Annotated in this window: 24 protein-coding genes; 16 read left to right on the plus strand and 8 right to left on the minus strand. The window is 70.6% G+C overall.

Translation table 11 applies throughout. The features are described from left to right. Window positions 1-18: 18 nt before the first annotated feature. Genes dnaE through ACFSKW_RS00385 form a run of 3 tightly spaced genes read left to right on the plus strand, consistent with a single transcriptional unit; the run spans window position 19 to window position 4,210 of the window. Window positions 19-3,549: a DNA polymerase III subunit alpha gene (gene dnaE, locus ACFSKW_RS00375; protein ID WP_379567850.1), complete on the plus strand. Its 3,531-nt coding sequence runs from the start codon at window positions 19-21 to the stop codon at window positions 3,547-3,549. After that, the gene (locus ACFSKW_RS00380) at window positions 3,546-3,866 is read left to right on the plus strand and encodes a DUF6300 family protein (RefSeq protein WP_379567852.1); all 321 of its coding nucleotides are present in this window, start codon (window positions 3,546-3,548) and stop codon (window positions 3,864-3,866) included. The genes dnaE and ACFSKW_RS00380 overlap by 4 nt, the downstream gene beginning before the upstream one ends. After that, window positions 3,863-4,210, plus strand: a complete 348-nt coding sequence (locus ACFSKW_RS00385; RefSeq protein ID WP_379567854.1) for a hypothetical protein — start codon at window positions 3,863-3,865, stop codon at window positions 4,208-4,210. Before ACFSKW_RS00380 ends, ACFSKW_RS00385 begins: the two co-directional genes overlap by 4 nt. Before the next feature lie 167 nt (window positions 4,211-4,377). Here ACFSKW_RS00385 and ACFSKW_RS00390 read toward each other — a convergent pair whose 3' ends face one another. Continuing rightward, window positions 4,378-4,785 carry a RidA family protein gene (locus ACFSKW_RS00390; RefSeq protein WP_379567856.1) on the minus strand — a complete coding sequence of 136 codons (408 nt, stop codon included), beginning with the start codon at window positions 4,783-4,785 and terminating at the stop codon, window positions 4,378-4,380. Window positions 4,786-4,929: 144 nt separating this feature from the next. Between ACFSKW_RS00390 and ACFSKW_RS00395 the strand changes: the two genes are divergently transcribed. After that, a complete protein-coding gene (locus ACFSKW_RS00395; RefSeq protein WP_379567858.1) occupies window positions 4,930-5,310 on the plus strand; it encodes a winged helix-turn-helix transcriptional regulator in 381 nt (126 codons plus the stop codon). 60 nt (window positions 5,311-5,370) lie between these two features. Here the strand turns inward: ACFSKW_RS00395 and ACFSKW_RS00400 are convergent, their stop codons facing one another. The 4 genes from ACFSKW_RS00400 to ACFSKW_RS00415 all read right to left on the minus strand — a co-directional run bounded on the left by ACFSKW_RS00400 (window position 5,371) and on the right by ACFSKW_RS00415 (window position 10,221). Next, window positions 5,371-6,273, minus strand: a complete 903-nt coding sequence (locus tag ACFSKW_RS00400; RefSeq protein WP_379567860.1) for a hypothetical protein — start codon at window positions 6,271-6,273, stop codon at window positions 5,371-5,373. Further along, window positions 6,270-7,307 carry a hypothetical protein gene (locus tag ACFSKW_RS00405; RefSeq protein WP_379567862.1) on the minus strand — a complete coding sequence of 346 codons (1,038 nt, stop codon included), beginning with the start codon at window positions 7,305-7,307 and terminating at the stop codon, window positions 6,270-6,272. Before ACFSKW_RS00405 ends, ACFSKW_RS00400 begins: the two co-directional genes overlap by 4 nt. Then, on the minus strand, window positions 7,300-7,917 hold the full coding sequence (locus ACFSKW_RS00410; RefSeq protein WP_379567864.1) for an RNA polymerase sigma factor: 618 nt from the start codon (window positions 7,915-7,917) through the stop codon (window positions 7,300-7,302). The genes ACFSKW_RS00405 and ACFSKW_RS00410 overlap by 8 nt, the downstream gene beginning before the upstream one ends. Before the next feature lie 240 nt (window positions 7,918-8,157). After that, on the minus strand, window positions 8,158-10,221 hold the full coding sequence (locus ACFSKW_RS00415; protein WP_379567866.1) for a phosphocholine-specific phospholipase C: 2,064 nt from the start codon (window positions 10,219-10,221) through the stop codon (window positions 8,158-8,160). A gap of 159 nt (window positions 10,222-10,380) precedes the next feature. Between ACFSKW_RS00415 and ACFSKW_RS00420 the strand changes: the two genes are divergently transcribed. The 7 genes from ACFSKW_RS00420 to ACFSKW_RS00450 all read left to right on the plus strand — a co-directional run bounded on the left by ACFSKW_RS00420 (window position 10,381) and on the right by ACFSKW_RS00450 (window position 17,778). Further along, window positions 10,381-11,358, plus strand: a complete 978-nt coding sequence (locus ACFSKW_RS00420; RefSeq protein WP_379567868.1) for an AraC family transcriptional regulator — start codon at window positions 10,381-10,383, stop codon at window positions 11,356-11,358. Window positions 11,359-11,454: 96 nt separating this feature from the next. Beyond that, complete coding sequence (locus ACFSKW_RS00425) at window positions 11,455-12,678, plus strand: styrene monooxygenase/indole monooxygenase family protein (protein ID WP_379567870.1); 1,224 nt, start codon at window positions 11,455-11,457, stop codon at window positions 12,676-12,678. Further along, window positions 12,675-13,148 carry a flavin reductase family protein gene (locus tag ACFSKW_RS00430; RefSeq protein ID WP_379567872.1) on the plus strand — a complete coding sequence of 158 codons (474 nt, stop codon included), beginning with the start codon at window positions 12,675-12,677 and terminating at the stop codon, window positions 13,146-13,148. The genes ACFSKW_RS00425 and ACFSKW_RS00430 overlap by 4 nt, the downstream gene beginning before the upstream one ends. An 83-nt stretch (window positions 13,149-13,231) precedes the next feature. Next, the gene (locus ACFSKW_RS00435; protein WP_379567874.1) at window positions 13,232-14,212 is read left to right on the plus strand and encodes a pyridoxal-phosphate dependent enzyme; all 981 of its coding nucleotides are present in this window, start codon (window positions 13,232-13,234) and stop codon (window positions 14,210-14,212) included. A gap of 17 nt (window positions 14,213-14,229) precedes the next feature. After that, on the plus strand, window positions 14,230-14,907 hold the full coding sequence (locus ACFSKW_RS00440; RefSeq protein ID WP_379567876.1) for a YqeB family protein: 678 nt from the start codon (window positions 14,230-14,232) through the stop codon (window positions 14,905-14,907). Between the two features lie 136 nt (window positions 14,908-15,043). Next, a complete protein-coding gene (locus tag ACFSKW_RS00445) occupies window positions 15,044-16,474 on the plus strand; it encodes an alpha/beta hydrolase family protein (protein ID WP_379567878.1) in 1,431 nt (476 codons plus the stop codon). Between the two features lie 158 nt (window positions 16,475-16,632). Continuing rightward, window positions 16,633-17,778 carry an epoxide hydrolase family protein gene (locus tag ACFSKW_RS00450; RefSeq protein ID WP_379567880.1) on the plus strand — a complete coding sequence of 382 codons (1,146 nt, stop codon included), beginning with the start codon at window positions 16,633-16,635 and terminating at the stop codon, window positions 17,776-17,778. A 109-nt stretch (window positions 17,779-17,887) separates the two neighbouring features. On the opposite strand, the gene ACFSKW_RS00455 is transcribed toward ACFSKW_RS00450, so the two are convergent. The 3 genes from ACFSKW_RS00455 to ACFSKW_RS00465 all read right to left on the minus strand — a co-directional run bounded on the left by ACFSKW_RS00455 (window position 17,888) and on the right by ACFSKW_RS00465 (window position 19,357). Beyond that, entirely contained in the window at window positions 17,888-18,403 is a 516-nt protein-coding gene (locus ACFSKW_RS00455; RefSeq protein ID WP_379567882.1) for a hypothetical protein, read from the minus strand. A gap of 240 nt (window positions 18,404-18,643) precedes the next feature. Beyond that, a complete protein-coding gene (locus ACFSKW_RS00460; RefSeq protein ID WP_379567884.1) occupies window positions 18,644-18,850 on the minus strand; it encodes a hypothetical protein in 207 nt (68 codons plus the stop codon). Window positions 18,851-19,063: 213 nt separating this feature from the next. After that, on the minus strand, window positions 19,064-19,357 hold the full coding sequence (locus tag ACFSKW_RS00465) for a putative quinol monooxygenase (protein ID WP_379567886.1): 294 nt from the start codon (window positions 19,355-19,357) through the stop codon (window positions 19,064-19,066). 193 nt (window positions 19,358-19,550) lie between these two features. Here ACFSKW_RS00465 and ACFSKW_RS00470 point away from each other — a divergent pair, with 193 nt between their 5' ends. The 5 genes from ACFSKW_RS00470 to ACFSKW_RS00490 are packed head-to-tail and all read left to right on the plus strand — an operon-like array spanning window position 19,551 to window position 26,464. Beyond that, a complete protein-coding gene (locus ACFSKW_RS00470) occupies window positions 19,551-20,987 on the plus strand; it encodes an MFS transporter (RefSeq protein WP_379567888.1) in 1,437 nt (478 codons plus the stop codon). Between the two features lie 39 nt (window positions 20,988-21,026). Next, window positions 21,027-22,607 carry an FGGY family carbohydrate kinase gene (locus ACFSKW_RS00475; protein ID WP_379567890.1) on the plus strand — a complete coding sequence of 527 codons (1,581 nt, stop codon included), beginning with the start codon at window positions 21,027-21,029 and terminating at the stop codon, window positions 22,605-22,607. Beyond that, on the plus strand, window positions 22,604-24,277 hold the full coding sequence (locus tag ACFSKW_RS00480; RefSeq protein ID WP_379567892.1) for a glycerol-3-phosphate dehydrogenase/oxidase: 1,674 nt from the start codon (window positions 22,604-22,606) through the stop codon (window positions 24,275-24,277). The genes ACFSKW_RS00475 and ACFSKW_RS00480 overlap by 4 nt, the downstream gene beginning before the upstream one ends. Further along, complete coding sequence (locus tag ACFSKW_RS00485; RefSeq protein WP_379567894.1) at window positions 24,274-25,836, plus strand: FAD-binding oxidoreductase; 1,563 nt, start codon at window positions 24,274-24,276, stop codon at window positions 25,834-25,836. Before ACFSKW_RS00480 ends, ACFSKW_RS00485 begins: the two co-directional genes overlap by 4 nt. A 16-nt stretch (window positions 25,837-25,852) precedes the next feature. Beyond that, on the plus strand, window positions 25,853-26,464 hold the full coding sequence (locus ACFSKW_RS00490; protein WP_379567896.1) for a glycerol-3-phosphate responsive antiterminator: 612 nt from the start codon (window positions 25,853-25,855) through the stop codon (window positions 26,462-26,464). The last annotated feature ends 353 nt before the right edge of the window (window positions 26,465-26,817 follow it).

Consider the following 26,817-nt stretch of genomic DNA (forward strand, 5'->3'; position numbering starts at 1 on the left):
GTTCCGGTGGGATCCTTCGTGCATCTCCACGTGCACACCGAGTACAGCATGCTCGACGGGGCGGCCAAGGTCGGCCTGCTGATGGACGAGGTGGCACGGCTGGGCATGCCGGCCGTGGCGATGAGCGACCACGGCAACGTGCATGGGGCGTACGAGTTCTACCAGACGGCGCGCAAGACGGGCATCAAGCCGATCATCGGCATCGAGAGCTACGTCGCTCCCGCCTCGCGGCACCATCGCAAGCCGGTGTTCTACAGCGACAACCTCTCGTTGCGCCGGTCCGACGACGACACCGGCGAGGGCGGGGACGTCTCCGGCCGCGGCCTGTACACGCACATGACGATGTGGGCGGCGAACGCCCAGGGCCTGCGCAACCTCTTCCGCCTGCAGTCCAGGGCCTGGCTCGAAGGGCACGTCCAGAAATATCCGCGCATGGATGATGAGCTGCTCGCCGAACACGGCGACGGGATCATCGCCACGACCGGCTGCCCGTCCGGGGAGGTGCAGACCAGGCTGCGGCTCGGCCAGTACGCCCAGGCCGTCGAGGCCGCCGCGCGCTATCGCGACATCTTCGGCAAGGACAACTACTTCCTGGAGCTGATGGACCACGGCCTCGCGATCGAGCGCCGGGTCCGCGAGCAACTGCTCAAGCTGGGCGGGGAGCTCGGCCTGCCGCCCCTGGCCACCAACGACTCCCACTACGTCACCGAGAGCCAGGCCGGGGCGCATGACGCGCTGCTGTGCGTCGGCACCGGCAAGCGGCTCGCCGACGAAGACCGCTTCCGCTTCAGCGGTACCGGCTACTTCATCAAACCGGCCGAGGAGATGCGCGCCCTGTGGGACGGCGAGGTGCCAGGCGCGTGCGACAACACGCTTCTGATCGCCGAGCGGGTCGGCGACTACGGCGAGGTGTTCGCCCATCGGGACCTGACGCCGCGCTTCCCCGTGCCCGAGGGCGAGAGCGAGTCGAGCTGGCTGCGCAAGGAGACCCTGGAGGGGGCAGGCCGCCGCTACGGCGGCGACCCGCAGCAGGAGGTGCTCGACCGCATCGACTACGAGCTGTCGGTCATCGACGCCATGGGCTTTCCCGGCTACTTCCTGGTGGTCGCCGACATCTGCCGCTACGCCCGCGACAACGGCATCGGCCTGGGTCCCGGCCGGGGATCCGCCACCGGCTCGATCGTCGCGTACTGCACGGGCATCACCCAGCTCGACCCGATCGAGCACAAGCTGATCTTCGAGCGGTTCCTCAACCCCGAACGCATCTCCATGCCGGACGTCGATCTCGACTTCGACGACCGGCGGCGCGACGAGGTGATCGACTACGTCACCCGCAAGTACGGCGAGGACCATGTCTGCCAGATCGTCACCTTCGGCACCATCAAGGCCAAGGCCGCCATCAAGGACTCCTGCCGGGTGCTGGGCCTGCCGTACGCCCTGGGCGACCGCATCACCAAGAGCTTCCCCGCGGCGGACGGCGGAAAGGAGATCCCGCTGGCCGCGATCCACGACTCCCGCCACGCCCGCCACGGCGAGGCGGCCGAACTGCGCCAGCTCTACCAGCAGGATGCCGACGTCAAGCGGGTGATCGATACCGCGGCCGGCCTCGAGGGCCTCACCCGGGGTACCGGCATCCACGCCGCGGGCGTGATCCTGTCCAGCGAGCCTCTGGTCGACGTGGTCCCGCTGGTCAAGCCCAAGGCCGACGGACCGGTCATCACCGGCTTCCCGTTCACGCAGGCCGAGGACATGGGCCTGCTGAAGATGGACTTCCTCGGCCTGCGCAACCTCACCGTCATCGGTGACGCGATCGCGAACGTCCGCGCCAACAAGGGCGTCGACCTCGACATCCTGGAGACCCCGCTCGACGACGCGACAACGTACGAACTGCTGGCGCGCGGTGACACGCTCGGGGTCTTCCAACTGGACAGCGCCGGCATGCGGGTCCTGCTGAGACTCATGCAGCCCACCACGTTCACCGACATCGCCGCGGTGAACGCGCTGTACCGGCCAGGCCCGATGGAGATGAACGCCCACACCAACTACGCGCTGCGCAAGACCGGCAGGCAGCCGGTCGAGCCGATCCACCCCGAGCTGGAGCAGGCTCTGGAGCCCATCCTGGGCGACACCTTCCATCTGGTGGTCTTCCAGGAGCAGGTGATGGCCATCGCCCAGCAGCTCGCCGGATACTCCCTCGGCGCCGCGGACATGCTGCGCCGAGCCATGGGCAAGAAGAAGAAGGAGGTCCTGGACGCCGAATGGGACAGGTTCTCGGCGGGCATGCGCGGACACGGCTTCTCCGAGGAGGCCATCAAGGCGGTCTGGGACGTCCTGGTCCCCTTCAGCGGCTACGGCTTCAACAAGTCGCACACCGCCGGGTACGGCCTGATCTCCTACTGGACCGCCTACCTCAAGGCCAACCACCCGCAGGAGTACCTGGCCGCGCTGCTCACCTCGGTCGGCGACGACAAGGACAAGATGGCCGTCTACCTGGCCGACTGCCGACGCGTGGGCATCAGGGTGTTGCCTCCCGACGTCAACGCCAGCCGACTGGACTTCGCCGCCGTCGGCTCCGACATCCGCTTCGGCCTGGGAGCCGTCCGCAACGTCGGCGCCGGCGTCGTGGACGCCATCGTCACCACCCGGGAGGCCAAGGGCCCTTACGCCGACTTCAACGACTTCCTGGCCAAGGTGCCCTCCGTCGTCTGCAACAAGCGCGTCATCGAGTCACTCGCCAAGGCCGGCGCCTTCGACAGCCTGGGCCATCACCGTAAGGCCCTGGTAGCGGTCCACGAGCAGGCCGTCGACGCGATCGCCGACGTCAAGCGAAACGAGGCCCACGGCCAGGACTCGCTGTTCGGGGAGCCGGGCCAGAGCACCGCCTTCTCGATCGCGATCCCCGAGGGCGAGTGGGACAAGGCCGGCCTCCTGGCCTTCGAACGCGAGATGCTCGGCCTGTACGTCTCCAGCCACCCACTCGACGGCGCCGAACCCGCCCTGGCCGCCAACCGCGACACCACCATCGCCGACCTGCTCGCCTCCGGGCGGCAGGAAGGCCCGGCCCGGGTCAGCGGCATCATCGCCGGCTTGCAACGCAAGGTCACCAAGCAGGGCAGCCCGTGGGCGATCGTCACCCTCGAAGACCACGACGCCGCCGTGGAGTGCCTGATCTTCCCCAAGACCTACACCCTGTACGGCGAAGCGCTTGCTCAGGACCGCGTGATATCCATGCGAGGACGGATCAACGTACGTGACGAGACGATGAGCGTCTACGGTGAGGAGATCACCCTCCTCGACGTCTCCCAGGCGCACACCGGGCCGCCTGTGGTGATCTCGATCCAGGAAGCCCAGCTGAACGTGCGGCTCGTCCAGGAGTTGAAGCACATCCTGACCGCCCATCCCGGCCGAGCACCCGTGCACGTGCTCGTCCACCGCCACGGCGCCAAGAGCGTGCTGTTGAACCTCCAGCCCTTCCAGGTCACACCGCAACCGTCGTTTCACGGCGATGTCAAGGCCCTGCTCGGCGCCGGCGCGATCGGTCAGGCATGAGCCGCGGCCGGGCGTGCCCGCGATGCCGTACCGGCGACGTCCTCGCCGTCCTGCGCCTCCCCCACACCTGGACGAACGCGTCGGGCAACCAGGTTCGCGGCACCAGTGAACTTCTGGTGTGCGCCCACTGTGACGTGGACGATCCCCTCACCGGCCCGATCGTCACGTACTTCACCGTCCATGGATCCGCGCAGCCGGAGAACGTGGCCCAGCTCGCGGGGTGTCTGCTCCGCTGGCTCGGTCAGGCGCGACCGCCGAAGCCGGACGAGAACGCGCTGAACGCCGAGGCCGAGGCCTGGTACCGCGACGAGCTGTGACGCCGTCTTCGCCTCGGCCAAAGCACACGAAGGTCTACGAGGACATCGGCGAAGGCCATCCCGGCCCGTGGCCGGCGCCCGAGGACCAGCCCGACCCCACCGCCGCCGAGTTCGACGCCTCCGGACAGTTCGCGGTGGTCGGAACCCGGCGCTACGTGTGGGCCCTGCGCTACACGGCGGACGAATACATCGCTCTGCTCGACACGTTCTCCGGCCATATCGCCATGAAGCCCGCCAAGCGGGAGCACCTCTACCAGGAGGTACGCCGCCTCCTCGCCGCACGCCCTGACGGACGACTCACCCGCCACTGGTCGGCCGTCCTCACGATCGGCCGACGCCTGTGACGTGGAGTCGAGTCACTCAAGGCGGCCCCCTCGCGTTCGTGCCTGAGCGCCCAGGCAGAGCGCCGCAGCGGGTGACGAAGGCCGAACGGAAGGCCTCTGATCGGTTCGGCCGGACCGGCGGAACCCGCTCACGGTGGGAGACGTCGAGGCAAGAACGAGCTCGAGGGTCAGTCGATGACCGCGGTGGCCTCGACCTCGACCAGATGGCCGGGTACGGCCAGTGCCGCAACGCCCAGCAGCGTGCCCGGCGGTACCGGAGTGACCCCGAGCTTCGCGGCCGCCCGGGCGACGCCCTCCAGGAACAGGGGCATCTTGTCGGGAGTCCAGTCGGCCACGTAGACGGTCAGCTTCGCCACGTCGTCGAAGGAGGCACCGACCCCGGCCAGGGCGGTGCCGATGTTGAGGTAGCACTGTTCGACCTGAGCGGCGAGGTCGCCCTCGCCGACCGTGACTCCATCGGCATCCCAGGCGACCTGCCCCGCGATGAAGACCAGCTTCGACCCAGACGCGATCGACACCTGCCGGTAGGCGTCGATTTCCGGCAATCCGCCGGGGTTCACCAGTGTGATGGCCATGTTGCCCTTCTCCTTGTCGTCAGAGCCCGTGGGCTCGCCTCCACCGGACCACGACCGCCTCGTGGTCTCTTGTGGTAACTCGGGAACTGTAGGAGAGTGTCCGCTGACATGGAAGAACGCACTTTTCAGTGACTGAGGAACCTTATGGTGACCAAGAAGTTCAGGGGCTCACCCGAAGAAGCGGATCTGACGCGCGCGGACTCCTTGGCGCGGGAGATCTTCTCGGACGTCGCCAACAAGTGGGCGCTCCTGATCATCGAGGCTCTGGGAGAGGGCACCCTGCGCTTCGGCGAGTTGCGGAACGAGGTCGAGGGCATCAGCCACAAGATGCTCACCCAGAACGTGCGCATGCTGGAGCGCAACGGCCTGGTCGAGCGGACAGTGCATCCGACCGTGCCGCCGCGGGTGGAGTACACCCTCACCGAGCCGGGCCGAGCCCTACGAGAGACGGTCCATGGAATGTGTGACTGGACCCACCGGTACCTCGCGCACATCGAGTCCTCACGCCGCCGATTCGACGCCTGACACGTGGAGCGACCGCAGCGGCCGCGGCCCTGACGTGGGCGTCAGGACCGCGGCAACCGATCAGCGCGCGTCGGGAACCGCAGGCTTGTCGTTCGTCCACCCGGCCTCGAACGTCTTGACGCCGGACTTGCCGAGCACCGCCTTGCCGCCGTCCTTGAGGTCGGTGTACTCGGCCAGCAGCGTCATGGCCTCGGTGTCCACGAGGAGTTGCTGCTTGAGCACCGAGTCCTTGTTGGAGGGAACCGGCAGCGCCAGCTTCTGGCCGGGGCGGCCCAGCGGGTCCTTCGCCCGGCCGAGGTCGCTGACGCCCTTGGTGGTCTTGAGTACCTGGTAGGCGGCCGCCCTGACCTTGTCGGGCGCGGGGTTCACGTACAGGAGTTCGGTGGCCATCCCGGCGACGTATCGGTCGAGGTTGACCAGCCAGTCGTTCTTCGTCGCCTTCGGGGCGGTGGTCTTGGCCTCTTCCGCGGACTTGTCGATCCAGGCGTTGACGTCCGCGACGAGGTACTTCCTGAGCGCCTCGACGTCAGTGGGCAACGACTGGAGCTGCTGGAAGGTCACGTACTTCTCGCCCAGGCGGAACCCGTCAGGCCGCTTCTTGTCCGTCCCGACGAAGCCCTTGCCCGGTTCGGTGGACAGACGGATCTTCATGCCCTCCGTGCGGTAAGCCCATGCGGTCGGCGATCCGTCGGCGCGCCAGGCCGCCTCGTCCTTCTCGGTCGCGGGCCTGGCCCCCAGCTCCCTGTATCCGCCCCAGCTCTTGCCCTCGGGCGACAGCCAGTCGACGCTGACGCTGCGCTCGGTCAGGTGGTAGCCACTGCCGACCGCGTGGGGATGAGTCCTGGTGAAGACCGTCTCGACCCGCCAGTACGCCCCCTTCGGCGCGTCGGCGGACGCCGGGGCGGCGCCCGCGCCGGCGAAGATCAGCCCAGCGGCGACGGTAAGGGTCAGGGTGGATCTCATTCGTTCTCCTTCAATGGGTTGTCGTCCGCCCAGCGGCTGTCCTGGATCGCGGTGTACATCAGGAGCAGGCCGTCTGCGACGGCGCGGGTTTCGATGGAAAGTGGTCTGCCGGAGACGGGGTCGATCACCAGCCGGGTCCTGGTCGCCCCCGCGTAGTCCGGCGGGGCGAACTCGCCGGACTCGTACTCGATCGCCTGCCCTGCACGGCCCAGCGCGTCGCTTACCTGCCCGACGGTGGTGACGCCGGGCGCTGAGGCGAGCAGCCGGTAGGCGGCGGCCCTGGTCTCACTCGTCACCGGCGCGAAGAACAGCAGCCGCGCCGCGGTGTCGATGGTCGTACGGTCGTCGGCGTCGAAGAACGCCCTGAGCCCCTCGGGGGTGTCGGGCACCTCACTCATCTTGGTCAGCGGCTTGCCCGCTGTGAGGATCCGGAAGTCCCAGTCCTCGGTCGACCAGGTCCACTGCTCGCCGGGCTCCGCCCGGACGACACCGGCGCGTCCCGTTTGCGAGGGCTTGTCGTACGTCCATGACGTCGGCGAGCCGTCGGCGCGCCAGGCCGCCTCGTCCTGGGGCGTCGCGGGCTTGGTTCCCTGAGGCGTCTGGCGGTACCAGGTGCGCCCTTCAGGGTCCGCGGGGATCCAGGTCTCGACCGACTCGCTCTCGCGCAGGACGTACCGGCCGCCAGGCTCGCGGAACTGCCGGCCGTTGACCTCCGTACGGCCCCACCACGCGCCCTCGTCGGGCATGGCAGCCACCGACTCCGCCGCGACCAGCAGGAACCGCTTGCCGTCCGCGTGAGCGACCGTGCCAGAGGTGGCGGGCGCTTTCGGGGGCGTCGTCGGCGCGATCGCGATGGCCGCCGCGGCGGCCCCGGCCAGGACGAGCCCGAACGCGCCCCACCTGGCTGCTCTGCGGCCCCGCCGTACCCGCTCCTGGGCGAACGCGCCGGCCAGCCGCTCGCGTCCGGCCCGCTCGACCTCGGGCGACAGGGGCGGCGCGGGCAGCAGTTCCCGCACCGCCTGGTAGTCATTCATCAGAGCCTCCACGCAAGGGGTTGACGCCGCCCAGGGCGGCACGGAGCTTCCTTCGCACCCGGGACAGGCGGGATCCGACGGTGCCGTACGAGATGTCCAGCGCCTTGGCCACCTCTTCATGGCTCAGCTCGCCCAGCGCGCTCAGCAGCAGCACGTCCCTGTCTCCGTCGGACAGCGCGAGCAGCTCGGCCGCGAGCCGCCCCTGTGCGCTCACGGCGTCCACGCGGGTGAGCACGCCGTCCTCGTGGCTGTGCTCCCAGGCGTCGTCCCCGCCCGCGCTGCGCTGCAGCGCCGCCAGCCGCCGGAGCTCGGCACGCCGGTGCAGCGCGATGACGTTGCCGGCGAAGCCGTACAGCCAGGGACGGACCGCGCCACGCCGGGGATCGAACGTCTCACGCTTCCTGAACGCGGCCAGGAACACCTCGGCCGTGAGGTCGTCAGCGGCCTGCGGGCCGAGCCGCCTGCCCAGGTAGGCGTGGATGTCGCTCACATACCGGTCGTAGATCTCGCCGAACCGCTCGGGTGTCCGGCGCGAGAGCTCCACCAGGACCTCGTCGCTGACCGTCCCCCGCGGATCGGCGAGATCCGGGACCGTCGAATTGGCAGTCACATCTCTCACTCAACCGATGAGGCGTTCCGCTTTCACGGCCGGTGGAGTCGGACGCCGCCTCCGGCGGGTACGGATGAGCGGCCGTTCGCGGCGGACCATGACGCCACCGGCTGGACGAGGATATGAAAGGAGATCTTCGCCGCGCGGCGCGTGGGCGGAGCCGCCGCCTGAGCTCGGCGAAAACGCCGATGCGGCGGCCCCATGACCGGGGCCGCCGCTCTCTTCACGCCGCAGGCTCGGCTAGCCGGTGATGCTCGGCCTGCCGTTCTCGACGTGGCCCATCAGGCGGCGGCGGAACGACGGATCGTCCGCACAGGTGATCTCCAGGTCGTACCACCCCTGGGCGTCCTCCACCGGCCACACCACCTGCTTGTACTGCCCGGGCCCGAGCGGTACGGCCTGCTCCTTGTCCCCGTAGGCGAGTGCCCGCACGTCCAGTTTGACCTTCGCGTCGCCCAGGTTGGCGATCTCGACGCGCACCTTGCGCGGGTCGATGTCGATCACCGAGCGCACCTCGACCCGGCCCGCCGCGCCCGCAAGGGAACCGGCGAACTCCCGCCGGAACCCGTTCGGCCCGGTCAGCACGAGGTCATAGGCGCCGTCCACGGGCACCCGCCGGGTGGTCACCCCCAGCACGTCCAGGTGGAGCGGGAGCGCGAACTCGCCCCGGTACGGGTAGAGCGTCATGTGCATGCTCTCCCCGCCGGCGTTGCCGAGCGTCAGCTCCAGTTCCTTCCCGAGCGCGCGGACCCAGGCGTTCGGCTGGTACGGCAGAGCTCGCGCGGGCTTGGTGCCCGGTTCCTGCTCCGGCATGGCCTGCTGCGCGGGGGGCGTGGGCTTCCACCGGCCGCTGAAGGCGGGCACCTGGGCGGGCTGGGCCGGGGCGGGCGGCTGTGCCGTACCGGTGAAGTCGAAGGCGGAGGTGAGGTCGCCGGCGACCGTGCGGCGCCAGGGGGTGATGTCGGGGAAGCGCACGCCCAGCCACGTCTCCAGGAAGCGGCAGGTGGAGCTGTGGTCGAAGATCTGAGAGGCGACATAGCCGCCCGCGGTCCACGGGGAGACGATCGTCATCGGCACGCGGATGCCCAGGCCGATGGGCTTGCCGTCGTACCAGTCGTCGGTCTGCTCGGCGGGCGGCAGCGGCGGTGGCACGTGGTCGAAGAAGCCGTCGTTCTCGTCGTAGGTGATGAACACCGCGGTCGACTGCCAGGTCTCCGGGTGGGAGGCGATGGCGTCGAGGATGTCGTAGGTGATGCGGGCGCTCTGGATCGGCGAGGAGGCGCTGGGGTGCTCGGAGTCGGCGGCCGAGGGGACGATGTAGCTGACCTCGGGCAGCGTGCCGGCCTCGACGTCGGCACGGAAGGCGGCCGCGAGCTGCTCGGCGGGCACGCGGCGCAGCGCCCGGTCGAACAGGACGCGCTCCTCGGCGTCCAGCGTGGCCACGCCCTCGTCCAGGCGGGCGAGCAGTCGCTGCCGTTCGGCCTCCGGCGCGCCGAGCACCGCGGAGTAGAAGGAATCCATGCTCTTGTAGTCGCCCCGCAGCGCCTTGCGGGCGATCTGCCGGAAGCGGGCGAAGAACTCCAGGTTGTTGTCCTGGTAGTTGTCCCACTCGTGGTAGACCTTCCACGAGCGTCCCGCCGCCTGCAGGATCTCGCCGGCGTTCGCCCAGGTGTAGCCCTTGTGGGTGTCCTCGGAGTAGGCGGCGTTGTCGATGGCGCGCTTGGTGGTGCCTGGCTCGTAGCCGGTGTGGCCGGAGACGTGGTAGTTGCGGTTCGGGCTCGTCGACGACAGCACGGAGCAGTGGTAGTTGTCGCAGATGGTGAAGGTGTCGGCCAGCTCGTACTGGAGCGGGATGTCCTCGCGGCGGTAGAAGGTCATGGTGGCGGGGCTCTTGGCCGGGATCCAGCCGTCGTGCCAGCCCTGGGCCGCGGCCCGCTGGCCGTCGTTCCAGCCGTGGGCGAGTGCGTTGATCCACTGCAGGTCCTTGCCGACCAGGTCGGCGGCCTCACGGACGGGGAACGGCAGCACGCTGCCCGCCCCGTTGGGCTGCTCGAAGACCGGCTTGCCGGTCTTCAGCCGTACGGCGTTGCGGTCGCCGAAGCCGCGCACGCCTCGCAGGCCGCCGTAGTAGTGGTCGAAGGAGCGGTTCTCCTGCATGAGGAAGACCACGTGCTTGATGGCGGACAGTCCGCCCTGGGGGACGGGCATCGCCAGCGCGCGGTGAACAGAGGGGGGCAGGAGCGAACCTGCGACCACTCCAGCGCCGAGGGCGAGGAGGGAACGTCGTGAGAGGCCATGAGACATGGCCGACAGCGTGACAAAGGTAGAGATCCGGACCATTGACACGAGATGGCGATCAAGCGAAGAGCAGGCTCCCTTCTTGAGGCGCGCGGCCCTGATGAAGCCGGTCGGTGTGCGTCGTTTTACCTGGAACGCCGGGGCACGGACCGGGGATCATCTGCTGTGCTTCTCAGCAACCGACCGATCTTCGCCAGCACCGACCTCGACGAGGTCCGCGACGAGGTGGCCAAGGTGTTCTGCCCGCACCGGCTGGACCTGGCAGGAGACGACGTCCCGCTGTCGGCCCGGTTCAACTCCGTCCAGTTCGGATCGGTCCGCGTCAGCTACCTCGACTACGGGTCCGATGTCCGCATCGAGCCGGGCGACCTGGGCACGTTCTTCCTCTTCATGCTCCCCCTCGCCGGCCGCAGCCTGATCAGGGGTGGCGACAAGGAGATCGTCTCCACGCCGTCCACGGCCGCGCTGCCCTCACCAGAGCGCCACCTCGACATGCGCTGGGCGGCGGGCTGCCCCCAGCTGCTGGTCAAGTTCGAGCGCACCGCGATGGAGCGCTCGCTGGAGCAGATGCTGGGCGAGCCGCTCGACCGGCCGATCATCTTCGATCTCGGTGTGGACATGGCCGCGGGCTGGGCCAGGGCCTGGCGAGGCATGGTCGACCTGATCGTCCGGGAGGCCGAGCACGACGACGGGCTGGCCGTCCAGCCGCTGGCCGTCGCGCATCTGGAGAACGCGCTGATCACCTCGCTGCTCACCATGCAGCCGTCCAACTACCTGGAGCGGCTGAGCGCGCCCCGCCCGCCCGCGCTGCCGAAGGTGGTGCGCCGGGCCATGGAGTTCATCGAGGGACACGCCCATCTCCCGCTCACCACGGACGACGTCGCCAGGGCCGTGGCGGTCAGCGGCCGCTCGCTCCAGGAGGGTTTCCGCGCGCATCTCGGGCTCACCCCGATGGCCTACCTCAGGCAGGTACGGCTGACGCGCGTGCACGAGGAACTCGCGGCCGGGGACCCCGCACGGGTCACGGTCACGACGGTGGCGGCCCGCTGGGGCTTCCTGCACCAGGGGCGGTTCGCCGCGCTGTACCGCCGCCGATTCGGCCAGAGCCCTTCGGAGACGCTGCGGTTCGCGCCAGGTGGATGACATCCGCGCTCAGCGGATGGCTCGGCCGGCGGGCCTGCCATACCTTCGAATCAGGCGCCGATCGAACACCACCATCTGACAGAAGGAACACCCACCATGCGCAGCATTCTCGTCGTCGGCGCCGGTCAGGCCGGACTGCACCTGGCCATCGGCCTCCTCCAGAACGGCTACGACGTCACCGTCGTGTCCAACCGCACCGCCGAGTCCCTCAGGGACGGCCGGGTGATGTCCGGCCAGGCCATGTTCGGCACCGCCCAGGCGCACGAACGCGCCCTCGGCCTGGACTGGTGGGCCGGTGCCTGCCCGCCCATCGAGGGCATCGAACTGTCGGTGCCCGGCCCCGAGGGCGGCAAGGCGATCGGCTGGTCCGCCCGGCTGCACACCCCCGCGGTCTCGGTCGACCAGCGGATGAAGATGCCGGCCTGGCTGGCCGAGGTCGAACGACTCGGCGGCAAGGTCGTCATCCACGACGCGACGGCCGAGGATCTCGAGCGCTACGCCGCCCGGTACGACCTGGTCCTGGTCGCGGCAGGCAAGGGACAGGTCGCCTCGCTCTTCCAGCGGGACGCGGCCCGCTCGCCGTACGGCAGCCCGCAGCGCGCGCTCGCGCTCCTCTACGTCAACGGACTGCGGCCGCGCCCGGAACACTCGGCCGTCTGCTTCAACCTCCTGCCCGGCCTCGGCGAGTACTTCGTCTTCCCCGCGCTGACCCACACCGGCCCCTGCGAGATCATGGTGTTCGAGGGTACGCCGGGCGGCCCGATGGACTGCTGGGGCGGCCTGGACGGCCCCGGCGCGCATCTGGATCAGGCCCGCAGGATCCTGGCCGACTTCCTCCCCTGGGAGGCCGAACGCTGCGCCGGTATCGAGCTCACCGACGCCAACGCCGTGCTGACCGGCCGCTTCGCTCCCACGGTGCGTCACCCCGTCGCCGTCCTGCCCTCGGGCGCGCCCGTGCTGGGCGTCGCCGACGTGGTGGTGCTCAACGACCCCATCACCGGGCAGGGCAGCAACAACGCCGCCAAGTGCGCGGCGGTCTACCTCCAGGCGATCCTGGAGCGCGGCGGCCGGCCGTTCGACGCCGTGTGGATGCAGCAGACCTTCGACCGGTTCTGGGCACAGGCCCGCCATGTCACGAGCTGGACCAACGCCCTGCTCGCCCCGGCCGAACCGCACCATCTGGCGCTTCTGGGCGCGGCCGGCCGGTTCCAGGACATCGCCTCCCGCTTCGTCAACGGCTTCGACGACCCGGCCGACTACGCCGAATGGTTCATGGACGGCGCCCTGGCCCAGGCCTATCTCGACCGGGTCGCGGCATGAGGTCGCTGCGTGACGCCTTCGGGCAGTTCGCCACCGGGGTGGCGGTCGTCACCACGGTGGCCGACGGCGAGCGGGCCGGGGTGACGGTCAACTCCTTCACCTCGGTCTCGCTCGACCCTCCGCTGGTGCTCTGGTGCCTGTCGGACCGGGCCCCCAGCGCGCCGCTGTTCCTGCGGGCAGGGCGCTTCGCGGTCAACGTGCTGGCCGCGGGGCAGGGCGAGTTGTCCAGGCGCTTCGCCACGCCCGCGCCGGACAAGTTCGCCGGGGTGGAGCTGCTCGACCACCCGTTGCCGATGCTGGCCGGCGCCCTGGCCGGCTTCGCCTGCCGTACGGTCTCGACCTTCGGCGGCGGTGACCATCACATCTTCGTCGGCGAGGTGGAACGCTACCAGCGCGCCGGAGGGGACCCACTGGTCTTCCACTCCGGCCGCTACCGCGAACTGGCCCGCCCGGCGATCGTGGCCGGGTGAGTGCCCGGCCGGAGTCCTTGTGGCCGTTCTCGGCGGACTCGTGCCGCGGGCGGTCACGTCCGCGGCACGGGCAGGGGCACGCGGTGGCGCGGCTGGTGTCCGCCGAGGCCGAACGGCTGTACGGCCCGCACCCCGGCGACGGGCGGCTGCGCGAGGTCGCCGCCGCCACCCCGTTCGTGTGCGCCAGCGCGGGCAACCACGGCCTGGCCATGACGGCGGCGGTGCGCGAGTTCGGCGGCGACCCCGTCGTCTACCTCAGCGAGGACGTCCCCGAGCCGTTCGCGCGGCGGCTGCGCTCGTTCGGCGCGCGGGTACGGCGCAGCGCCGGCGACTACGAGCAGAGCATGGCGGAGGCGGCGCGGGCGGCACGGACCCACGGGTGGCGGCTGGTGGCCGACAGCTCGTGGGAGGGCTACACCGACGTCCCGCTCGACATCATGCGCGGCTACACCACGTTGTTCGCCGAGATCGGCACGGCACCCACCCACGTGTTCGTCCAGGCGGGCGTGGGCGGGCTGGCCGGCGCCGCCGCCGGCTACGTGCGCGACCGCTGGGGCGAGGAGACCAGGATCGTCGTCGTGGAACCGGAGGCCGCCCCCTGCCTGATGGTCAGCGCGATGGAGGGCCGGCCTTCCAGGGTCGGCGGCGGGCGGACGACGCTGGGGCGGCTCGACTGCCGCGAGCCGTCCCTGCTGGCCTGGCGGCTGCTCGCACGCCTGGCCGACGCGTTCGTGACCATCACCGACGAGCAGGCCGAGGACGCCGCACGTTCCCTGGCCGGCCAGGGAGTACGGCTCTCGCCGTGCGGGGCGGCGGGCGCGGCGGGGCTGCTGTCCATGGACGCCGACACGCGCGCCGCACTCGCGCTGGACGCGCGCTGGACGCGCGCTCCCGCGTCCTCCTCGTCGGGACCGAACGCTCGCACTGACCCGCCGGGACCCCGGCGGCTCGCCCGGACCCGCGCGTGTGTGCGTCGCCTGATCCTGACCACCCCCTCCCAAAGTCGACGGTCTTCCGACTTTGGTCGCCGTCGAGGCGCGCGCCCGCCGGCCGGCCTTCGGTGACGGTATGTTCGAATGACGTGAAAGCCGGTAGACATCCTGAGGCCACCGTCGTCGCCGACTCCGCCCTGCTCGTGATGCTGGTCTGCGTCGCGGGCTGCGCCCTGGTCGGCTGGCTGGTGAAGCTGCTGGCGCGATGGCTCGTGACCCTGCCGTGGGCGCCGTTCCAGGGCCCGGCCAAGCTGCTCAGCTCGTTCCCCGAGCCGGGGCTCACCATCGGCGCCGTCGCCGTGGGCGCCGTCGCGGGCCTGCTGCTGGGTCTCACCGCCCTGCACGAATCCCTGACCGTCGCCGTCTCCGACGCGCAGGTGACGCTCTCCACCAGGGACGAGACCCAGGTCGTCGACGGGGGTGAGATCGCCCTGGCGTTCAAGGACGGCAAGCAGCTCGTTCTGCTCGGACATCACGGCCGGGAGGCCGCGAGGGAGGAGACCGACCTGAGCGCGAAACGCCTGTCCAGAGCCTTCACCAAGCACGGGTACGGCTGGGCGGAGACGGACCCGCACGACGACGCCTACCGGCTCTGGGTGCCCGGCGCCTCCGGCCTCCCCGACGGCGCCGACGCCGTCTTCGCCGCCCGCGCCCAGGCGCTGAAGGGGGACAAGGGCGACGACGCCAGGGAGTTGCGCAAGGAACTGACCAGAATCGGCGTCGTCGTGCGCGACAGGGACAAGCGACAGTACTGGCGCGTGCCCTGACGCCGACCACGGGACGTGTCACCTGACCCCATGCGACCCTGATCGCACCCGCCGTTCGGAGGTCATACCAGGGTGGCACGCGGGTCTGGACCTTCGAGCCGATGCCAGGCAGGGGCGGCGCGCCAAGAATGATCACATGGATGTGACGATACTCGGGCTGTCGCTCGTGGAGCTCCTGGCCCTGGTGGCCGCCGTCATGCTGGTGCTGGCCCGCTGGCTGCCGCCCGGCGCGCGCCGGCCCGTCAGAACGGTCGCCGGCGGGGCGCTCGCGCTGTCCGCGGCGGTCCTGGCGGTGCTCGGGATCCGCTGGCAGCTTCTCCCCGTCCTCGCCGGCGGGGCCATGGCGCTCGCGTTGGCTGCGCTCCCTGTGCTCAGACGGCGTGCCGAGCGGCCCGGGTGGCGGGCCCGGTGGTGGGTGGCACTGCCGGGGTCGGCGGCCTGCCTGGCCCTGATCGTCGCCGGTGCGGGGGCGGCGTGGGCGCTCCCCCTGCCCGTGTTCCCCGAACCGTCGGGGGCGTACGGGGTCGGCACCACCGTCGTCCAGTGGACCGATCCCGATCGCGACGAGACCGCCACGGCCCAGCCCGACGACCGGCGCACCGTCGTGGTGCAGCTCTGGTATCCCGCGCGCGGCAATCCCGAGGGAGCCCGGCCCGCGCGATACCTCGGCCGCACCGAGCAGGAGGCGCGGCTCGTCGCCCACGGCACGGCGGACTACCTCGGTGTGCCCGGCTTCATGCTGGACGAGGCGGTGCGCGCGTACGCGCGCTCGACGCCCGACGCCCCGGTGGCCGACAAGGGCGGACGGTTCCCCATCGTGCTGTTCTCCCCCGGGCTGGGCGGCGTACGCACCCAGAACACCGCCTGGGCCGAGGAACTGGCCAGCCGCGGGTACGTCGTCGCGGCCATCGACCACCCCTACGACTCGGCCGTCGTCACCCTGGCCGACGGCCGGACGGTCCGCACCCGGGTCAAGGCGACCGGCGACGACGCGGAGGACACGAGGCGGGCCGCCGGGTGGACGGCGGTCAGGGCCGCCGACCTCAGCTTCGCCCTCACCCAGCTGGGCCGGCTGCACCGCGGCGAGATCCAGGGCCCGCTGACCGGACGGCTGGACACCCGGCGGGCCGCGGCGACCGGCCACTCTCTCGGCGGCGCCGCCGCCCTGCAGGCCGCGCGCCAGGACTCGCGTTTCGCCGCCGTCATCGTCCTGGACGGTTTCCCCCGCGACCCCGCTCCGCGCCCGTTCGACCAGCCCGTGCTCGCGCTCACCCACGAGATCGCGCCGGGCGAGGAGGCGGACTACCTCTCCCGCCTCACGCAGGTGCTCCAGTTGAGCACGGCGCCGAGCTACCGGCTCACCGTCCCCGGCTCGGCGCACCTCACCTTCACCGACTCCCCGCTGTACCTGCCGCCCCTGCCCGCGCTCGTCGGCTCTTTCGGGCGCGCCGGCGGCCCGCGCGTCACCGTGGAGACCACGGTCGCCTTCCTGGACGGCACGCTCCGCGACAAGCCAGGCGACCTCGCCACGATCCTGCGGAGGTACGGCGAGCTGACCGCCTTCTGATCCGCGACCCCGAGCACCGCTGACACCCGCGACGCATGGCCGGCCGTCTCGGCTCGAAGCCCTTACGGCCGTCCCTGATCAGCTGGGTAATCGAGATCACGAACCAGCCGGGCAAATGAGGAAAGAACCTTTCCGCATTACTGTCTAGCGTGGGTTTCATGACGCACGACGTGACTGACATCCGGCCCTTCCGCATCGAGACCCCTGAGGCCGACCTGGACGACCTGCGCGACCGGCTGGCCCGCACCCGCTGGCCCAGCCGCCTGCCGGGCGCCGAGTGGAGCCGCGGGGTCCCCGTCTCGTACCTCAAGGAGCTGGTGCGGTACTGGGCGGACGACTACGACTGGCGCGCCCAGGAAGCGCGACTGAACAGGTTCCCGCAGTTCACCACCGACATCGACGGACAGAGCGTGCACTTCTTCCACGTTCGGTCCGCCGACCCCGACGCGCTCCCGCTGATCATCACGCACAGCTGGCCGAACTCGATCGCCGAGTTCACCCATCTGCTCGGCCCGCTGTCGCGGACCTTCCACGTGGTCGCCCCCTCGCTGCCCGGGTTCGGGTTCTCCCCGTTTCCCGAGCCCGCCGACGAGCGGCCCTGGAACATCGAGCGGGTCGCCCGCACGTGGGCGGAACTGATGAGCCGGCTGGGCTACCAGCGCTACGGAGTCCACGGCAACGACGCAGGCGCGCTGGTCTCACCGCAGCTCGGCGCGCTGGCCCCGGAACACGTGGTCGGAGTGCACATCACCGGCGGCCTCGGCATGCCGACCGGCGACCCGGCCGACCTCGAGGGGCTGTCGGAGGAGGAGCGGGCCAGCGTGGAATGGCTGGCCGACATGCTGAGCAGCGCGGGAGGAAGCGGCTACGCGCCCTACCTCGCCGCCCGGCCGCAGACGCTCAGCTACGGCTGGGCTGATTCGCCGGTCGCCCAGCTGGCCTACCTGGTGGAGAGGTTCAAGGAGTTCGACGGCTGGCCCGACGGGTCGGCGCCGCAGGAGCCCATCGACCGCGACCTGGTGCTCACCAACGCGAGCCTGTACTGGCTGACGGGCACCGGCGGGTCGTCGTCGTGGACCTACTACGAGGGCGCGGCGGGCATGCCGATCGACCAGAACGTGGTGCCGACAGGCGTCTCCCACGGCGGCCCTTCGGCCTTCCGCCGGATCGCCGAACGCGCCAACGACATCGTGCACTGGGAAGACCACGAGCACCCCAGCCACATGCTGGCGATGGCGGCCCCCGATCCGCTGGTGGCCGACATCCAGAAGTTCTTCGCGAGCCTCGACGCGCGAGCGATCTAGCCGTCCGCGACGACCGCGAGGATCAGCGGAGCACTCCCGTGGCGATCGCGTCGCGGACCGAGGCGCGGGGATGCCGGAGCGGCGCGCTCGACGAGCTGCGGAAGCTCGCTCATCGGGCCGACTGCCCGACCAGGGTGTGCGGGGCCTGCGGGAGCAGCGCGGTCAGCGCGGTCAGCGCCTCGCGCACCTCGTCACAGTGGTCGGCGGGGATGATCACGCGGACGCCGGTGTACACACGCTCCTGGTACAGCCGGAGCTCGACCCAGCCGAGGCCGACCTCGACGCTCAGGAAGTCCGGGTTGGCGAGGTCGCGGTCGATCGACACCACGAACTGGTGCGGGGCGTCGTCCGCGAGGCCCAGCAGGTGGGCGAGCCAGGTGACGTTCTCGCGGTCGAGCGGGAAGGCCTTCTCGTTCATCCCGACCGCGACCACGTCGGCACCGTTCACGACCATCGGCCAGAAGGCCAGGGTGTCGGTGTCGCGCAACTGCGGGCGGATCGTCTCGTACGAGGTGTCGGGGGCGCCCGTCAGGGCGAGCAGGTGCAGCGACGGGACGGTGCCGGTGTGGTCGCCGGGGAAGGTGAAGCTGCGGGAGTCTTCGTCCGCCGGAGGGAAGTCGGACATGAGGGGGACTCGCTTCCTGGGCCGTGGTTCTGCGTTTCGGATGGGCCTCTTTCATGATAACGGACATTGACATGCAAGATTTTTAAGAGGCGGTCTCGCTTGAGGCAAGCCGATGGACGCTCGGCAAGCCAGGGCTCGACCTGGACGGCCTCGACAGGTCTTCAGCAACGATGAAGGGGCGCCAGAAGAATGACTTCCGGCGCCCCTTCATCTTGTTTTCATGGCATTTCACAAATTTCATTAATTGTTCCTGTTGCTGCCGCCACCGCCCGCGTTGGTGCCGCCCAGGCCGATACCGTTCCCAGGGCCGGGATCGGCGGTGGATGCGGTGTAGTGTGCCGCGGCCACGGTGTCGGCGCCGGTGATCTCGGGAGGCAGGGTCGCCGGCCCCACGAAGATGAAAGCCGCCGCTGCCCCGAACGCGAGAACGTTCTTCAACACGATCATTGCGATCACTCCACGTCGAATCGGTTACACCCTGGACTTGCTTCCCGGAATCATGTGATAAATCCGGCTACGTTGTGCTGCAACCTGCCGGGCCCGTTCCCCATTCCGCCCATCGCGCTGATTTCCAATGAAGGGACAGACGCATACCTTTCTTTGGCGTTTCAGGCAGTGAGCGCCGCTCCCTGGGAGTGACACCGTCCACCGGCGGGCGGGTCAGGGGTCGAGTGGCTCGTAGGCGACGACCTCCCGGGAGGCGAGCCGGGCCAGGCAGTCGCCGACGACATATTTCTGGAAGTGGGCGGAGGCGCGGTGCGCCTCGAAGGCCGCGGCGTCGACGTACCGCTCGTAGATCATGAACCTTCGGGGGTCGTCGACGCAGACGTGAGCCTGGTAGCCGAGGTTGCCCGGTTCCTGGCGCGACAACGGGGTGATGATCCGGATGATGTCCGCGACGGCGTTCTCCTCACCGGCGCGGGCGGTCCACACAGCTTGCACGACATAGGCCATGCCAGGTGACTTTAGGGCGGATGCCGCGGCAGCTCACAACCAGCCCGCGACACTTGACAAATCGGACAGTTCGCTAATAACGTCCCGGCAACCGACAGGCACAGACGAAGACATTCCTGTCAGTGGTCTTCGTCTGTGCTTTTTGTCGTTCTGGACCGCTGGCAGGGATTCACCCCCCGAAAGGCGGCTGGGCATGAACGAAGGCTCCGCTCACACGAGAACAGCGGTCATCCGCGACGCCGGCGACGCGGCCAACCTCATCGACACCCTCAAGAGCCTGAACGGCAGGGCGAACTGGATCTGGTTCCTCGCCCTGGCGGGCCTGTTCCTTGACGCCTACTCCAACGCGGCGCTGGGAGCCGGCCTGTCCCCCATGGTGAAGCAGCTGGACCTGTCACCCACGCAGGTCGGCGTGCTCACCGCGATGGCTCCGGCGATCGCCATCCTGTCCAATCCCTTCGGCGGCTGGCTCGCCGCGCGGATCGGCCGGGTCAGGCCGCTGCTGATGACGAAGGTCGTCTTCGCGGTCGGCGCGCTGCTGACCGCGGCCGGCTCGGACTTCCAGACCGTCTTCGCCGGGCGGGCCCTGGTGGGCATCGCCTACGGCATCGACTTCGCCGTGGCGATGGCGCTGCTCGCCGAGTACACCCCCGCCTCCCTCAAGGGCAGGCTCAACTTCTGGCAGGGCGTCTGGTACACCGCGACGACCACCAACCTGCTGCTGACCCTGCTGTTCTACAAGTTCGACGTCGGCGCCGACATCTGGCGCTGGTCCGTCGGCTCCTCGGCCGCCTTCGCGCTCGCGCTGTTCGTCCTGCAACTGGTCTTCCTCGTCGAGAGCCCCACCTGGCTGGCCGCCAAGGGCAGGCTGCGGGAGTCCGCGGCGAACCTGCGCAGGATGTACGGCTTCGCCGCGCAGGAAGGGCCGCAGGAGGCCGGGCTCGCACAGGGCGCCACCCACCAGGTCGGGTTGCGCGACGCGGGCGTCCTGTTCCGCAAGCCCTACCTGCCCAGGACCGTGCTGTCGACCGTCATCTCCCTCACCCAGGCCATGCAGTACTTCGCCGTGGGCTGGTACCTGCCGGTGATCAGTCTCGAGTTGTTCGGCAGGGAGTTCGAGAAGGCGACGGTCGGTTCCATGGCCTTCAACGCGGTCGGCATCGTCGGCGGCTGCCTGTCGGCCTACGCGGGCCGCCGGCTGGGCCTGCGGGTCAGTTCGATGGCCGGCTACGCCATGGTGTTCGTCGCCCTGCTGGTGATGGGCGCGACGTTCAAGCAGCTGCCCATCGGGCTGGCCGCGCTGCTGCCGGTGCTGTTCATCTTCTTCCACTCCGCCGGCCCTGGCCCCAACGGCAAGTCGATCGCGGCGCTGTCGTACCGCAGCGACATCCGCACGCTGGGCACCGGCGTGACCGGCATGCTCGGCAGCCTCGGATCGGTTGCGGGCCTGTACCTGTTCCCGCAGCTCCAGGCGGGTATCGGAGTGGGCAGCAGCCTGATGGTCCTGTCGGTGGTGCCGCTGGTGGGCCTGCTCACCTGCATGGCGATCAAGTGGGACCCGACCCGCGCCGCGGTGAACCTGGAGGAAGAGGCGATCAGCCTCCAGCGGCGCACGATGGTGTCGGCCTGAACGGTGTCCGGCTCGGACACGATGAAAGGACCTTCGCGGATGACAAGGGAACGCCGCCGAGGCGTACTCAGCATCGATGAGGGCACCACGGGCACCCGGGCCGCCGTCGTCCTCGACGACGGCGGCGCCGCACCACCCGCGTACCTGCCCCTGTCCGTCCGCTCGCCCGACCATCTGCGGGTCGAGCAGGACGCTACGGAGATCTGGGCGAACACCGTCGAGGTCTGCCGTCAGGCGCTGGACTGGGCGGCCGCGCACCGGGTGGAGATCACCGGAGTGTCGATCTCCACCCAGCGCGCGACGGTGCTGCTGTGGGACACGGTGACCGGATGCCCCCTGAGCCAGGCCGTGGTGTGGCAGGACCGCCGGTACGCCGCCCGGCTGCGGGAGTGGGAGCCGGAGTGGGACGCGCGCCTGGTGGAGCACACCGGCCGGCCGGTCGGCTCCCGGGCGCCGCTGCTCTGGGCGGCTGAGGAGGTCGCCGGCAACGCGGCCGCCCGCAGGGCTCGCGACGAGGGCAGGCTGGCCTTCGGCTCGGTCGACACCTGGCTGGTCTGGAAGCTCACCGGTGGTGCCCGGCATGTCATGTCGGCCACGAACGCCGTGGCCGCGGGCGCCTACGATCTGCGGACGGGCGACTGGCACGAGCCGTGGGTCGAATTTCTCGGCTGCCCGCGCGACGTGCTGCCGGAGATCGTCGACGACGACGGCGACTTCGGCGCCACCGACCCGGCCGTTCTCGGCGTGCGGCTGCCCATCCTGTCCGTCATGGGTGACCAGCACGCGGCGATGATCGCGCTCGGTGCTCACCGGCCGGGCCAGGCCACGACCGTCCACGGGACCGGCACGTTCCTCGACGCCGTCGCGGGCGACCGGCCGCCCGTCCACCGGCGCCAGGTGCCAGGAGTGCTCACGCTCGTCGGCTGGCGATCGCGGGGCACGTCCGTGTTCAGCTTGGAGGGCTACGCCTCGACGACCGGGTCGGCGATGCGGTGGCTGTGCGAGGAGATCGGGCTGTTCGACTCGCCGGCTCAGCTGGCCGCACTCGCCCGCGAGCACACCGGCCCGAGCCGGGTGATGTTCCTGCCCGCCCTGGCGGGACTGCGGACACCGGCCTGGTCGCCGGAGGCCACCGGGGTGCTCGCCGGGCTCAGCCTGTCCACGACCCGGGCGGAACTGGCCCGCGGCGTCCTCGACGGCTTCGCGCACTCGGTGTGCGACCTGCTGGAAGGCGTGGAGGAGGTCATGGGCAGGCAGGTCACCGACCTGTTCTGCGGAGGCGGGCTGGCCAGCAGCGACGTGCTGATGTCCGCCCAGGCGGATCTGATCGGCCGGCCGGTACGGCGTGCCCTCGGCCACGAGACCGCCAGCCTCCGCGGAGTCGCCTACCTCGGTGGCGTACGGGCCGGTCTGTGGCCGAGTGTTTCGGCGGCCGTCGCCGGACTCCAGGCGGCCCCCGTGTTCGAACCCACCCTTTCCGAGGCCGAGCGCCTGGAGGCCCGCGCCGCATGGCGCGACCTGCTGGCCCGCCACATCATCACCGCCGGGCCCGGCGCCCGGCCACCAGGACCGGGCTCGCGAGGGCCCAAACCCGACGCACAGGAGGAATCAACGTCGTGATCCGGCTTCCCGAACGCAAGGCGAGGTCAGAGGCGAAGAGCGCCATCCGCCGTACCGCGCTCGCACTCGACCGCAGGGAGCAGATCGAACGGCTCGCCTCCCGGCCCGTGGACGTGCTGGTCGTCGGCGGTGGCATCACCGGCTGCTACACCGCGCTCGACGCCGTCACCCGCGGCCTGACCGTGGCGCTGGTGGAACGAGACGACTTCGCGTCAGGCACGTCGTCGAAGTCGTCGAAGATGGTGCACGGCGGCCTGCGGTACATCGAGCAGGGGAACCTGCCACTGGTCCGGCGTTCGCTGCTGGAGCGGCAGCGGTTCCGTCACAACGCGCCACACCTGGTGCAGCGGCTGCCGTTCGTCTTCCCCGTGCTCGCCCAGGACGGCGTCTTCGACGCGCGCATCGCCAAGGCCTTCGAGGGCCTGCTGTGGACGTACGACCTCGCGGGAGGCTGGCGCATCGGCAGGCTGCACCAGCGGCTCAGCGTTCCCGAAGTCCTCGCCCGCGCCCCCCGGCTGCGCGCCGAGCAGCTCAAGGGCGGGCTGCTCTACTACGACAGCCGCACCGACGACGCGCGCCTGACCCTGACGATCGCCCGTACCGCGGCGCACTTCGGGGCCACCGTCCTCAACGGCGCCGCCTGCCGAGGCCTCGTGCGCGAGGGCGGCAAGGTGCGCGGCGCGACCGTCGAGGTCGACGGCAGGGAGATCGACGTGCGGGCGGGCGTCGTGATCAACGCCACCGGCGTCTGGTCGGACACGCTCGACGCCCTGTCGGATCCCGGCCACCGGCCCCGGATCCGTCCCGCCAAGGGGGTGCACATCGTGGTGCCGTGGACCCGGCTGCCCGTCGACGGCACCGTGACCGTGCCCATCCCCGGCCGGGCCCGCCGCGCGACCTGCACCCGCTGGGGGGACGTGGTCGTGGTCGGGACGACCGACACCGACTACGACGGCTCTCTGGAGGACGTGCTGTGCACCAGGGAGGAGATGCAGTACCTCCTCGACGGGGCCAACACCGCCTTCGACGCCGGTCTCGGCCCCGACGACGTGGTCGGCTCGATCGCCGGGCTCCGTCCCCTTGTCGGCGGCAAGGAGGGGGCCACGCTCGACATGAGCCGCGACCATCGCATCTCGACCGACGCGCACGGGCTCGTCACCGTCACCGGCGGAAAGCTCACCACCAGCCGTCACATGGGCGAGCTGGTCGTCGACGCGGCCCTGAAGGTGCTCGGCCGCAGGGCCCGATGCCGTACGGCACGCCTGCCCCTGCTGGGAGGCGCCGGCTTTGACGCGGAGGCCACCTCGGCCACCGGAGGGCTCGGCGCCCACCTGGGACAGCGGTACGGAACCGAGGCCCGCTTCGTCACCGACCTCCTCAGCGAAGACCCCTCGCTGGCCGAGCCGATCGTCGAGGGCACCGCCCACCTGCGGGCCGAGGTGGTCTACGCGGCCAGGTGCGAGCTGGCGCGGACCGTCGACGACGTGCTGTCGCGCCGCACCCGCATGCGGGTGTTCGCCCGTGACCTGTCGGTCAAGGCGGCCCCTGAGGTCGGCCTGCTGCTCCAGAGGGAGCTCGGGCTGTCCGACGAGGAGGTCGCCAGGCAGGTCGACGAGTACCTCTCTGACATCGACCGCGAGAAGAACGTACTGATGGAGGCACTTACATGATCAGCAGGCAGACCATCACCCATCCGTTCAACCGGGGCGACTACGTCGTCGGCGCGCCCACCCCTCCGCGCTGGGCCGCCGACTGCCCGCCCGGCGCGGGGAGGGCCAGCCTGCAGACCGCCGTGGTCGAGGTTCCGGGGACGGTCGTCGCCGAACTGCGCGCGATCGCCGCCGCCGTGCACACCGAGCGGGACGAGGTGATCGTGCGCACCCGCGACTGGTGGGCGGGCACGTCCATCGGCGAGACGGACGGCCACCCCGCCACCCCCGACGCCGTGATCGTCGAGGCGGCGGACGAGGAGCAGGTGGCCGCGGTCGTCAGGCTCTGCCACGCGCACGGCATCCCGCTGACGGTCTCGGCCGGCCGCAGCAACGTCCTAGGCGCCGCCCTGCCGGTGTTCGGCGGGGTCGTGCTGGACGTCTGCCGGCTCAATCGGATCATCTCCTTCGACGACGAGTCGATGATCGTCGAGGTGCAGGCCGGCATGTTCGGCGACCTTTTCGAAAGGGAGCTGCAGGAGACGTACGGCGCCACCACCGGGCACTGGCCGTCCGCCTTCGCCATCTCGACCGTCGGCGGCTGGGCCGCCTGCCGGGGGGCCGGCCAGCTGTCCACCCGGTACGGGAAGATCGAGGACATGGTCGTCGGGCTGGACGTGGTGCTGCCCGACGGGAGCACCGCCACCTACGGCACCTACCCACGGGCCGCCGTCGGCCCGGACCTGCGCCAGCTGTTCATCGGCTCCGAGGGCACGCTCGGCGTGATCACCAGGCTGCGGCTGCGCACCCACCGGCTGCCCGACTACGCGGTGGGGCTCGCGTACGGCTTCGACACGTTCGCCGCGGGGCTCGACGCCTGCAGGGAGATCCTCCAGCGGGGCGCCACCCCGGCGGTGCTGCGCCTGTACGACGCCCACGAGAGCGGCACCCACTTCGGCGAGCGGGACACCAACCTGCTGCTCATCGCCGACGAGGGAGACCCCGCGCTGGTGGATGCGACCATGGCGGTGGTCGAGAAGGTCTGCGCGGAGCGGGCGGCGGTGACGCTCGACGGCGACGCGATCCTCGCCCGCTGGCTGGACGAGCGGATGATCGTGGGCAAGTCCGGCGACGGCTTCGCCAAGGGCCCCGGCTTCGTCGCCGACACCTGCGAGATCGCCGCGCCGTGGTCGTCGCTGCCGGTGATCTACGACGAGGTGGTGACGGCCATCGAGGCGGTCCCCGGCACGCTGCGCGCCTCCGCGCACCAGTCCCACGCCTACACCGACGGCGCCTGCCTGTACTTCTCCCTGCGCGGCGACGTGGAACGGGCTCGCCGTCGCGAGTGGTACCAGGCCGCATGGGACGCCGCCAACGACGTGCTCATCCGGCACGGCGCCGCGATCAGCCACCACCACGGCGTCGGACTGCTGCGCTCGCCGTACGTCGAACGCTCGCTGGGCAGCGGCTTCGGCACCCTGTTGGCGCTCAAGCAGGCCCTCGACCCCGAGGGAATCATGAACCCGGGGAAGCTGGGGCTGCCCAGCCGATTCCAGGCCGACACATCCGAGCAGGGCTGACGCATAAGGTGGACCGGTGAACTCTCGTCCGAAACGTCCTGTTGACCGGCGCCTGCTGACCTCGCTCGCGGAACACCCCGTGATGGCGTCGCTGGTCGGCGTGGAGATGGCGGACAGGTTCACCTCCACCTCCACGCCGCTCGGCATCCTCGCCTCGGTCCCGCTCGGCGATCTGGAGGCGACCGTCCAGCGGACCCTCGCCGCGGGCAAGATCGTGTTCGTCAACATGGACTCGACCCCCGGTCTGGGCCACGACCCCGGCGCCCTGACCTACCTCAAGGGGATCGGGGCGATCGGGATCTGCTCCACCCGGGCGGCGATCATCGAGCGGGCCGGCAGCCTCGGCCTGCTCGCCATGCAGAAGGTGTTCGTGACCGACCGCTCCAACCTGCACCGGAGCATCCAGGCCATCACCCGATCCCGTCCTGACCTGGTCCAGCTCATGCCCGCGGTCGTGCTGCGCTACGTGGAGCAGCAGGCCAGGGACCTGGGGGTGCCGTACCTGGCCGCAGGGTTCGTCCAGGGTGAGGCGGACGTGGTCGAGGCGCTCCGCCACGGCGCCGCCGGGGTCTGCACCTCGGACAAGGACCTGTGGGAGTTGCGCCGGTCGGCCCTGCGCGCCTCCTGAACCATCTGTCGCTGTGCCACCGCGCCACACGTCTGCTTCGACGTGCCTGGATGCCAGGCGCCGGCCAGCCAACCCTCAGCCGCCGCGTGTGTCCTCACGGGTGGGTCTCATGGAAGGACGACTCCTTGACGCCGGTCACCCCGGGCCTGTCCGGACCTTCACCCGGGCCGCCGTCCGGTGCGCCACCTGGGCTCTCTGAGCGTCCCGGACCGGCGGGGCAGCCTGGGCCACCTGGGCAGCCTGGGCCGTCTGGGCCCTCTGGGGCGCCTGGGCCACCGCCGGCGACGGCTCGCCCGTCGGGCCGCGGCCCGACGGGCAGGAGGGGCGCGAAAGAGCGGCTGACGCCGGTCGCG

It is taken from the genome of Nonomuraea mangrovi, assembly GCF_042681425.1.
Lineage (GTDB): Bacteria > Actinomycetota > Actinomycetes > Streptosporangiales > Streptosporangiaceae > Nonomuraea > Nonomuraea mangrovi.

Excerpts from the sequence above, each read along its gene's own strand:
- ACFSKW_RS00380 (WP_379567852.1), top strand. The coding sequence starts at position 3,546 with ATGAGCCGCGGCCGGGCGTGCCCGCGATGCCGTACCGGCGACGTCCTC.
- ACFSKW_RS00390 (WP_379567856.1), bottom strand. The coding sequence starts at position 4,785 with ATGGCCATCACACTGGTGAACCCCGGCGGATTGCCGGAAATCGACGCC.
- ACFSKW_RS00395 (WP_379567858.1), top strand. The coding sequence starts at position 4,930 with ATGGTGACCAAGAAGTTCAGGGGCTCACCCGAAGAAGCGGATCTGACG.
- ACFSKW_RS00400 (WP_379567860.1), bottom strand. The coding sequence starts at position 6,273 with ATGAGATCCACCCTGACCCTTACCGTCGCCGCTGGGCTGATCTTCGCC.
- ACFSKW_RS00405 (WP_379567862.1), bottom strand. The coding sequence starts at position 7,307 with ATGAATGACTACCAGGCGGTGCGGGAACTGCTGCCCGCGCCGCCCCTG.
- ACFSKW_RS00415 (WP_379567866.1), bottom strand. The coding sequence starts at position 10,221 with ATGTCTCATGGCCTCTCACGACGTTCCCTCCTCGCCCTCGGCGCTGGA.
- ACFSKW_RS00425 (WP_379567870.1), top strand. The coding sequence starts at position 11,455 with ATGCGCAGCATTCTCGTCGTCGGCGCCGGTCAGGCCGGACTGCACCTG.
- ACFSKW_RS00430 (WP_379567872.1), top strand. The coding sequence starts at position 12,675 with ATGAGGTCGCTGCGTGACGCCTTCGGGCAGTTCGCCACCGGGGTGGCG.
- ACFSKW_RS00445 (WP_379567878.1), top strand. The coding sequence starts at position 15,044 with ATGGATGTGACGATACTCGGGCTGTCGCTCGTGGAGCTCCTGGCCCTG.
- ACFSKW_RS00450 (WP_379567880.1), top strand. The coding sequence starts at position 16,633 with ATGACGCACGACGTGACTGACATCCGGCCCTTCCGCATCGAGACCCCT.
- ACFSKW_RS00455 (WP_379567882.1), bottom strand. The coding sequence starts at position 18,403 with ATGTCCGACTTCCCTCCGGCGGACGAAGACTCCCGCAGCTTCACCTTC.
- ACFSKW_RS00460 (WP_379567884.1), bottom strand. The coding sequence starts at position 18,850 with ATGATCGTGTTGAAGAACGTTCTCGCGTTCGGGGCAGCGGCGGCTTTC.
- ACFSKW_RS00465 (WP_379567886.1), bottom strand. The coding sequence starts at position 19,357 with ATGGCCTATGTCGTGCAAGCTGTGTGGACCGCCCGCGCCGGTGAGGAG.
- ACFSKW_RS00470 (WP_379567888.1), top strand. The coding sequence starts at position 19,551 with ATGAACGAAGGCTCCGCTCACACGAGAACAGCGGTCATCCGCGACGCC.
- ACFSKW_RS00475 (WP_379567890.1), top strand. The coding sequence starts at position 21,027 with ATGACAAGGGAACGCCGCCGAGGCGTACTCAGCATCGATGAGGGCACC.
- ACFSKW_RS00485 (WP_379567894.1), top strand. The coding sequence starts at position 24,274 with ATGATCAGCAGGCAGACCATCACCCATCCGTTCAACCGGGGCGACTAC.